Annotated in this window: 6 protein-coding genes; all 6 read left to right on the plus strand. The window is 45.3% G+C overall.

Annotated features, from left to right (window positions below):
• The coding region (locus WBA23_RS21660; protein WP_424584366.1) for a GNAT family N-acetyltransferase at nucleotides 1–447 on the plus strand (447 nt) is incomplete at its 5' end.
• Nucleotides 444–818, plus strand: a complete 375-nt coding sequence (locus tag WBA23_RS21665) for a hypothetical protein (protein WP_424584367.1) — start codon at nucleotides 444–446, stop codon at nucleotides 816–818. The genes WBA23_RS21660 and WBA23_RS21665, both read left to right, overlap by 4 nt.
• A 45-nt stretch (nucleotides 819–863) precedes the next feature.
• Entirely contained in the window at nucleotides 864–1,319 is a 456-nt protein-coding gene (locus WBA23_RS21670; RefSeq protein WP_424584368.1) for a hypothetical protein, read from the plus strand.
• A 25-nt stretch (nucleotides 1,320–1,344) separates the two neighbouring features.
• Nucleotides 1,345–2,094 carry a hypothetical protein gene (locus WBA23_RS21675; protein WP_424584369.1) on the plus strand — a complete coding sequence of 250 codons (750 nt, stop codon included), beginning with the start codon at nucleotides 1,345–1,347 and terminating at the stop codon, nucleotides 2,092–2,094.
• A gap of 139 nt (nucleotides 2,095–2,233) precedes the next feature.
• Nucleotides 2,234–2,623, plus strand: coding sequence for a group I truncated hemoglobin (locus WBA23_RS21680; RefSeq protein ID WP_424584370.1), 390 nt, complete (start codon nucleotides 2,234–2,236; stop codon nucleotides 2,621–2,623).
• Nucleotides 2,624–2,745: 122 nt separating this feature from the next.
• Nucleotides 2,746–3,396, plus strand: a complete 651-nt coding sequence (locus WBA23_RS21685; protein WP_424584371.1) for a hypothetical protein — start codon at nucleotides 2,746–2,748, stop codon at nucleotides 3,394–3,396.
• Nucleotides 3,397–3,821 lie beyond the last annotated feature (425 nt).

Raw genomic sequence — 3,821 nt, forward strand, 5'->3', positions numbered from 1 at the left:
GCTATGCAATACTGGGACGATTTTCCTCATATCAACCTCGCCCAAACCGAAGATCTATTGGAGCTTCTATTGAGTAGAATCGAGAGCGGAACCGGAGTAAGTTGGGGAATCACCCGTAAAGAAAACCCAGCGCAGGTGATCGGAATCATTAGCTACAATAGCTACCAGCAAGATGGATTAGCCACCGTAGGCTACATCTTATCCCGAAGCTACTGGAACCAAGGCATCATGACCGAAGCCCTTAGTGAGTGCATCGAGTACGGATTCTTCGCCCTCGGAGTACACCGAATTGAAGCCCAAGTGGAACCTGGTAATGCTGTTTCCGAAAGGCTGCTAGCGAATATCGGATTTATCCGGGAGGGACTGCTACGGGAAAGGCATTACTACAAAGAAAAGTATCAAGATTTAATCATCTACGGATTACTCGAAACCGACGTAAGATCATGAAAACCGTATTCGCCACTTTCGTTTCCATTGCCCTCATCGGCATTATATTCTACCAAGGTAGTGCCTTACCGGATGGTACTCTGTATAAAATCAGAATTAATCCGCAGCGTACTAATTGGTGCGTGATAGAAAACGAGAACTACGCCTTCTGGGATAAGAAGTTCGACCGCTACGCCAATTATTGGCTGGTAACGTTTCGGAATGATCTTCCCAAAGATACCCGTACCGCTAGTAATCTACCGATTCACCCGTCCAGCGCTTGGGATTACCCCGTGAATACCGAACTGGCCGATTCGCTCGGTGCTTCTACTAGTCGCATCATTCGCTCGCGTTACAGCGACCGGCCCAAAGTAAGTAAACCTAAAGAGTAACCAATCATGAAAATGCTATTATAGTATATCACTACTATTCTACTGATGGCGACATTTGTTATCGGATGTTTCAGTAATCCACGGGAACGATCCTACCGGCAGTACGAACAAAACCGAGATGCTATTTTGGAGGTGGTGGAACAGGAAGCCTACGCCACCTACGACCAGGATGCTGAACGTCGGGCCCACTATTGGGCTGAAGAGTTACACGTCTCTTCGCAGGATGACCCGGTAGGCCAATTAACTCTCAGCCAGAATACTTCAGCGGATACGGTTCCCTCACTGCTGGATAACAATATCCAGAACAACCATCCCAAGGTAAAACTCCGCAATATCAACCTAAAAATGTACCGCACCGTCGCCCGGGTCACCTACCAGTTGTGCCCCGAAACCGGCTCAGCCCAGTACGAAACCTGCCTTCTGCAAAAGCAAGGCCGCCACTGGAAAGTGTACCGCAAAATGCTTCAGTCCGATGAATCACTTCAAACAATTAATAAGTAATCAAACCACAAAAAATTCTATAATTATGAAAACCACGCTTCAGTATTTAACCATCAGCGCAATCACCCTAAGTACCTATTTATTAATTGCTCTACTCATTGCCCTGCTCTTTAGCAGTTGCCAACCCGACGATATGAACAATATTGCGCCCGTTTCCTCTCGTCCGGTAGACATATCCGGTGAGTGGGCTTCGCCTATCGCAACCATTCCCCCTACCACTGTGGAGGAAGAAACGCTGGATGGCGCTAAGCGCTGGGTAATTGAATTTGATGATATAGATTACGATCAGCACTACAAGTACCAACGGTTCTTTAGCACCGTAGATGGCTCGTTCCATAATATTACCGAGCTGATGACGTACACGGATGCTACGGCTAATGCGGATATTGATTTTCTGGTAGGCCGAGTGCAAAACGCCGCCGGGTTTCTGTCGCCCCACCCGCAGTATGTGGCTCACACTCAGTTTAAGCCCACCGACCTAAGTGCTAAATCGTTATACCTCATGAGCCAGAATAACCCCGAGCAGTTGACGGATACGTTTGAAAGTAGCCCCTACGCTGCTACGGATCAGCAACCCTACAACTACGTGGAAGACGATTACACGTTTGACTACTATCAAACCGGCGACATCTTTTTATTCAAAACCGATCGGAATCCAGCCCGCTACGGCTACGTACGGATTATGCGATCGTTCCCTGCCATGTACACCAGCGACCGAATAGTGGAAGTCGTTGTGCAAACCGGTAGAAGTAATTTTGTTAAGCTCATAAATTAAACTAAAAAAACCCCATTTACCCGCCCGATCAATTTAACTAGCCAAGAGCCGGGCATTTATACGGTAGAGATCGCGATTGGCGATCAGCAGTTTACCGAAAAAGTAGTCATTAATTAATCACTTTCTAACCTTCACTACAATGAACCCAATTGCTGAAAAATCGCTCTTTGAAAAAATTGGTGGAATGGCCGCCGTAGATGCGGCGGTAGATATCTTCTACACCAAAGTACTAGCCGATAACAGTATTAGCCACTTCTTCCGGTGGACCCACATGAAATCGCAGAACGCCATGCAGAAAGACTTCTTGGCCTATGCTTTCGGGGCTCCACTTAGCTACAGCGGTAAAACCATGCGGCACGCCCACGCTCACTTGGTAGAGCACGGTTTAAACGAAAGCCACTTTAATGCCGTAGTAGGTCACTTGGTAGCCACATTACAGGAATTAGGCGTACCGGATGATTTGATTCAAGCCGTAGGAAAAATCACCGAAGGCACCCGACCTGATGTACTAGGAACTAAAGACTCATAATAGAGAAGTAGTTTATCGAGCAAGAGTACGCTACTGGGGTGCTCCTGCTTTTCTTTAAAATTTATAACCATCTAATCATTACAATAATGAAAGCAGTTAGCCTATTTTCTTTGACTTTATATTTGTTAACAGTAACCTGGGGTTGCCACTCTAATGAAGAAGTGGCTCCATCCAAGCCGGTTCATCCTCCACTTCATGTTGAACCTCCTTTGACAGACTTCAATGCAAGTCTTCCACCCCCGGAGGTCACTCGTACTGAATATCCCGGGGCTATTAGATTAGAAGTGACATTGGACGTACACGGTATTTCCAGCTGGAACCGTCGCTATAAAAAATTCTTTGGTGTTGCTAACGAGTCTTTTCAATCTAAGAACGAAATAAATGCCAGTGCAGAAAATACTAATCATGCTGATATGTATTTTGAATACTACGGGATCGGAAGTACCGACTATGAGTACACTCACTCGCTTGATTTTCCAGAAAGCGCGCCTACCACCCTGTTTAAGGAAGTCAAAGTAAGACCAGCAATCATAGAATATATGGCCACCACTGCCCCAGAGCTGTTACAAAGCAAGTTTGAAGATAGCCCAGCGGTGGAAAACAATTTTGTAGGCAATTACGAGTATACTACCCCTGGTTCTACCTATGTCTTTAAAACTGACCGATCTCCTGCCCGCTACGGATTAATCAAAATCCTAGAATCAGATGGTGGATATACTGGTCCTGATGGATTCTTTTTTAAAGTAAAACTAGAGATTGTATTTCAGAAGTAACCCAATCATTTAACCGCACTTAGAAATAGGCAGTAAGTCTAGCTTCCATTACTGGAGGCTGCTTGCTTTAATAATCAGTAATCAATTCCCATTTACTTTATAACCACAAACCAATTAACGATCATGAAAATTAGTAAATAAATTACGCAATTTGGCCTTTCGGCCGCAGTAGCCTTTAGCTTATTAGCTAGTTGTTCGGAAAAATCCGAAGCCCCAAGTCCTCAACATCAACCGGTTGAACCACCAAAGGATATCGTGATAACGTTATCCGGCAGTACCTATTGATTCTGTTACTTCTGAAGAAGTACAGGAAGATATTAGCAATTTACCGGTTCCGGAACGCGCCTCTTCTAATGCGCGAGCTGCTTGGGGCGGAGTCACAGATTACGTAGACTTCAATGATCCATCTTCGCTAGACATTATAC

It is taken from the genome of Tunicatimonas sp. (assembly GCF_049647865.1).
GTDB lineage: Bacteria > Bacteroidota > Bacteroidia > Cytophagales > Cyclobacteriaceae > Tunicatimonas.